At 55.3% G+C, this 5,811-nt stretch carries 3 rRNA genes; all 3 read left to right on the forward strand.

The features are described 5' to 3' along the window. Window positions 1–184: 184 nt before the first annotated feature. The 3 genes from LPN03_RS20310 (at window position 185) to rrf (ending at window position 5,776) form a co-directional block, all read left to right on the forward strand. Window positions 185–1,721 (forward strand): 16S ribosomal RNA (locus tag LPN03_RS20310). A gap of 555 nt (window positions 1,722–2,276) precedes the next feature. Next, window positions 2,277–5,436 (forward strand): 23S ribosomal RNA (locus tag LPN03_RS20315). Window positions 5,437–5,659: 223 nt separating this feature from the next. After that, window positions 5,660–5,776: ribosomal RNA gene (gene rrf / locus LPN03_RS20320) — 5S ribosomal RNA — on the forward strand. Together the 16S, 23S and 5S rRNA genes form the textbook arrangement of a ribosomal RNA operon. Window positions 5,777–5,811 lie beyond the last annotated feature (35 nt).

A 5,811-nucleotide genomic window follows, 5' to 3' on the forward strand; every position in this document is an offset into this window, starting at 1 on the left:
GTTGTTGTTTGAGAACTCAATAGTGTGCCAAGTTTTATTGATACCAATTTATTGTTTGATGGATTGGTTATTTGGTTGTGTGTTGCCGCCCCTGTGGTGATGCATGATCGTTTAGCTGGTTTCGAATTTAGTGCACATGGCTGGCATCTTTTTCCGGTGTGGTTGTGTGTGTCTGTTTGTTTTATTAACGGAGAGTTTGATCCTGGCTCAGGATGAACGCTGGCGGCGTGCTTAACACATGCAAGTCGAACGATGATCCCCAGCTTGCTGGGGGGATTAGTGGCGAACGGGTGAGTAACACGTGAGTAACCTGCCCAAGACTCTGGGATAAGCCTGGGAAACTGGGTCTAATACTGGATGCCGACTTTCCGCCGCATGGTGGGGGGTTGAAAGGCTTTTGTTGGTTTTGGATGGACTCGCGGCCTATCAGCTTGTTGGTGGGGTAATGGCCTACCAAGGCGACGACGGGTAGCCGGCCTGAGAGGGTGACCGGCCACACTGGGACTGAGACACGGCCCAGACTCCTACGGGAGGCAGCAGTGGGGAATATTGCACAATGGGCGAAAGCCTGATGCAGCGACGCCGCGTGAGGGATGACGGCCTTCGGGTTGTAAACCTCTTTCAGTAGGGAACAAGGCCAGGCTTTGTCTGGTTGAGGGTACTTGCAGAAGAAGCGCCGGCTAACTACGTGCCAGCAGCCGCGGTAATACGTAGGGCGCAAGCGTTATCCGGAATTATTGGGCGTAAAGAGCTCGTAGGCGGTTTGTCGCGTCTGCCGTGAAAGTCCGGGGCTCAACCCCGGATCTGCGGTGGGTACGGGCAGACTAGAGTGATGTAGGGGAGACTGGAATTCCTGGTGTAGCGGTGAAATGCGCAGATATCAGGAGGAACACCGATGGCGAAGGCAGGTCTCTGGGCATTAACTGACGCTGAGGAGCGAAAGCATGGGGAGCGAACAGGATTAGATACCCTGGTAGTCCATGCCGTAAACGTTGGGCACTAGGTGTGGGGGACATTCCACGTTTTCCGCGCCGTAGCTAACGCATTAAGTGCCCCGCCTGGGGAGTACGGCCGCAAGGCTAAAACTCAAAGGAATTGACGGGGGCCCGCACAAGCGGCGGAGCATGCGGATTAATTCGATGCAACGCGAAGAACCTTACCAAGGCTTGACATGAACTGGAAACGCCCGGAAACGGGTGCCCCGCTTGCGGCCGGTTTACAGGTGGTGCATGGTTGTCGTCAGCTCGTGTCGTGAGATGTTGGGTTAAGTCCCGCAACGAGCGCAACCCTCGTTCCATGTTGCCAGCGGGTTATGCCGGGGACTCATGGGAGACTGCCGGGGTCAACTCGGAGGAAGGTGGGGACGACGTCAAATCATCATGCCCCTTATGTCTTGGGCTTCACGCATGCTACAATGGCCGGTACAATGGGTTGCGATACTGTGAGGTGGAGCTAATCCCAAAAAGCCGGTCTCAGTTCGGATTGGGGTCTGCAACTCGACCCCATGAAGTCGGAGTCGCTAGTAATCGCAGATCAGCAACGCTGCGGTGAATACGTTCCCGGGCCTTGTACACACCGCCCGTCAAGTCACGAAAGTTGGTAACACCCGAAGCCCATGGCCCAACCCGCAAGGGAGGGAGTGGTCGAAGGTGGGACTGGCGATTGGGACTAAGTCGTAACAAGGTAGCCGTACCGGAAGGTGCGGCTGGATCACCTCCTTTCTAAGGAGCACCACACGGACACGGGGCGTTCCGCAGGGAACGCGCTGGTGGCGTGAGGAGAATAATCCATTGCGAGAACGATTGTTTCTCGGTGGATTGCTCAAGGGTGGAATATCAACAAAACAGCCGATGATCGGCGCCTGGCTGCCTGGTTTTAGTACCGCGTCCCCTTCGGGGCCGTGATGGAACGGACCGTTGTGGGTTGTTGGGTGTCTGGTTGTTATGCGTTTGGCACACTGTTGGGTCCTGGAACAACAACGTGAGTTGTTTGTTTCCTGGTTTCCTGCGCATGACCGCCTGCCAGGCGGTGTCCGGTGGTTCTTCCTTGTGGGAGGGGTTGTTGGGTGCTTTTGGCGGGTTGGTGTGTGGTGGGGTTGTTGTTTGAGAACTACATAGTGAACGCGAGCATCTTTTATAAGGAAGCAATTTCTTTGAGACATGAATGAACCTGGGAAGCTCTTTGAGTTTTCCGTGGTTCTCTCGATAAATGAAGTATGAAATCTTGCGGGTGCGGCGCTTTGTGTGTTGTTGCCTGTGAGTTGGCTGCTTGTGTGTGGTCAAGTTTTTAAGGGCGCACGGTGGATGCCTTGGCATTAGGAGCCGAAGAAGGACGTAGGAATCTGCGATAAGCCTCGGGGAGTTGATAACCGAACTTTGATCCGAGGGTGTCCGAATGGGGAAACCCCGCCACCCGTTGCAAGGCGAGGTGGTGACCCGCACCTGAATATATAGGGTGTGTGGGGGGAACGTGGGGAAGTGAAACATCTCAGTACCCACAGGAAGAGAAAACAAGAGTGATTCCGTTAGTAGTGGCGAGCGAACGCGGATGAGGCTAAACCGTGCCATGTGTGATAGCCGGCGGGCGTTGCATGGTCGGGGTTGTGGGACCTGCCGTTCCAGTTCTGCCGGACTGGTGGGGGGAATGGTGCATGCATAGGTGAAGGGTTTTGAATGGCCTGCCGTAGAGGGTGAGAGTCCCGTAACCGAAATGCAGTGCACTCCCTGGTGGGGATCCCAAGTAGCACGGGGCCCGAGAAATCCCGTGTGAATCTGTCAGGACCACCTGATAAGCCTAAATACTACCTAATGACCGATAGCGGACAAGTACCGTGAGGGAAAGGTGAAAAGTACCCCGGGAGGGGAGTGAAATAGTACCTGAAACCGTGTGCTTACAATCCGTCAGAGCGGGCGTGCCCTTTGGGGTAGTTGTTTCCGTGATGGCGTGCCTTTTGAAGAATGAGCCTGCGAGTTAGTGTTACGTCGCGAGGTTAACCCGTGTGGGGAAGCCGTAGCGAAAGCGAGTCTGAACAGGGCGTTGCAGTGGCGTGATCTAGACCCGAAGCGAAGTGATCTACCCATGGCCAGGTTGAAGCGTGTGTAAGAGCGCGTGGAGGACCGAACCCACTTCAGTTGAAAATGGAGGGGATGAGCTGTGGGTAGGGGTGAAAGGCCAATCAAACTTCGTGATAGCTGGTTCTCCCCGAAATGCATTTAGGTGCAGCGTTGCGTGTTTCTTGCTGGAGGTAGAGCTACTGGATGGCTAATGGGCCCTACAAGGTTACTGACGTCAGCCAAACTCCGAATGCCGGCAAGTGAGAGCGTGGCAGTGAGACTGTGGGGGATAAGCTTCATAGTCGAGAGGGAAACAGCCCAGACCACCAACTAAGGCCCCTAAGCGTGTGCTAAGTGGGAAAGGATGTGGGATTGCTTAGACAACCAGGAGGTTGGCTTAGAAGCAGCCATCCTTGAAAGAGTGCGTAATAGCTCACTGGTCAAGTGATTCCGCGCCGACAATGTAGCGGGGCTCAAGTACACCGCCGAAGTTGTGGATTTCAAACATGTCCCTAGCCGGGCTTGCCCGGTTCAGGGGTTTGGAGTGGTAGGGGAGCGTCGTGCAGGCGTTGAAGCCGCAGTGTGAACTAGCGGTGGAGGCTGCACGAGTGAGAATGCAGGCATGAGTAGCGAAAGACGGGTGAGAAACCCGTCCGCCGAATGATCAAGGGTTCCAGGGTCAAGCTAATCTGCCCTGGGTAAGTCGGGACCTAAGGCGAGGCCGACAGGCGTAGTCGATGGACAACGGGTTGATATTCCCGTACCGGTGAAGAACCGCCCATATTGAACCGGTGATACTAACCGCCCAAAGCATCAGTGCGTGTCCTTCGGGGCCAGGCTGGTGGTGCGCGCGGGACCCGATCCGGGGAGGTAAGCGTATTAACAGGTGTGACGCAGGAAGGTAGCCAAGCCGGGCGATGGTAGTCCCGGTCCAAGGATGTAGGAGACACCATAGGCAAATCCGTGGTGTGGTCTTTAGTGACGACTTTGAGATCTGACGGGACCCCTCTTTTGGGGAATTTGGTGATCCTATGCTGCCAAGAAAAGCATCGACGCGAGGTTCCAACTGCCCGTACCCCAAACCGACACAGGTGATCAGGTAGAGAATACCAAGGCGATCGAGAGAATTATGGTTAAGGAACTCGGCAAAATGCCCCCGTAACTTCGGGAGAAGGGGGGCCTGCCCCGTGAAGGAACCATGCGTTCCGTGAGCGGGTGTGGGCCGCAGAGACCAGGGGGAAGCGACTGTTTACTAAAAACACAGGTCCGTGCGAAGTCGCAAGACGATGTATACGGACTGACTCCTGCCCGGTGCTGGAAGGTTAAGAGGACCGGTTAGCCAACTTGTTGGCGAAGCTGAGAATTTAAGCCCCAGTAAACGGCGGTGGTAACTATAACCATCCTAAGGTAGCGAAATTCCTTGTCGGGTAAGTTCCGACCTGCACGAATGGAGTAACGACTTCCCCGCTGTCTCAACCATAAACTCGGCGAAATTGCAGTACGAGTAAAGATGCTCGTTACGCGCAGCAGGACGGAAAGACCCCGAGACCTTTACTATAGTTTGGTATTGGTGTTCGGAGTGGCTTGTGTAGGATAGGTGGGAGACTGTGAAACCGCAACGCCAGTTGTGGCGGAGTCATCGTTGAAATACCACTCTGGTCACTTTGGACATCTAACTTCGGCCCGTAATCCGGGTCAGGGACAGTGCCTGATGGGTAGTTTAACTGGGGCGGTTGCCTCCTAAAGAGTAACGGAGGCGCCCAAAGGTTCCCTCAGCCTGGTTGGCAATCAGGTATCGAGTGTAAGTGCACAAGGGAGCTTGACTGTGAGACCGACAGGTCGAGCAGGGACGAAAGTCGGGACTAGTGATCCGGCGGCACATTGTGGAATGGCCGTCGCTCAACGGATAAAAGGTACCTCGGGGATAACAGGCTGATCTTGCCCAAGAGTCCATATCGACGGCATGGTTTGGCACCTCGATGTCGGCTCGTCGCATCCTGGGGCTGGAGTAGGTCCCAAGGGTTGGGCTGTTCGCCCATTAAAGCGGTACGCGAGCTGGGTTTAGAACGTCGTGAGACAGTTCGGTCCCTATCCGCTGCGCGCGCAGGAAATTTGAGAAGGGCTGTCCTTAGTACGAGAGGACCGGGACGGACGAACCTCTGGTGTGTCAGTTGTACTGCCAAGTGCATCGCTGATTAGCTACGTTCGGATGGGATAACCGCTGAAAGCATCTAAGCGGGAAGCCCGCTTCAAGATGAGATTTCCATGCACATCACGTGCGGGAGGCCCCCAGCCAGACCACTGGGTTGATAGGCCGGATGTGGAAGCGAGGACTAAAGACTCGTGAAGCTGACCGGTACTAATAGGCCGACAACTTGAAACACACACAAACCCTATAAAAATAAAAGCATGCACGCGTTCACTATGTGGTTCCCAAACAACAAACCCACCCGTTTGCCACAGGAAACCAAAACACACAGGACACCCAGGCCCTGGCCGCCCCGCACCACGGGCCCGACCACGGCACGGAACCCTGTACAATTGAATACTGTTGATCCACAACACCCAACAAGCCACCCAACCCAGCAATGGTTTGGGGAACGAGTTACGGTGGTCATAGCGTGGGGGAAACGCCCGGTCCCATCCCGAACCCGGAAGCTAAGACCCACAGCGCCGATGGTACTGCATTCGAGAGGATGTGGGAGAGTAGGACACCGCCGGACAACACCAACAGGTCGAGGCCCCACACCACACAGTG

Source organism: Arthrobacter sp. A2-55 (assembly GCF_025548615.1).
Taxonomy (GTDB): Bacteria; Actinomycetota; Actinomycetes; order Actinomycetales; family Micrococcaceae; genus Specibacter; species Specibacter silviterrae.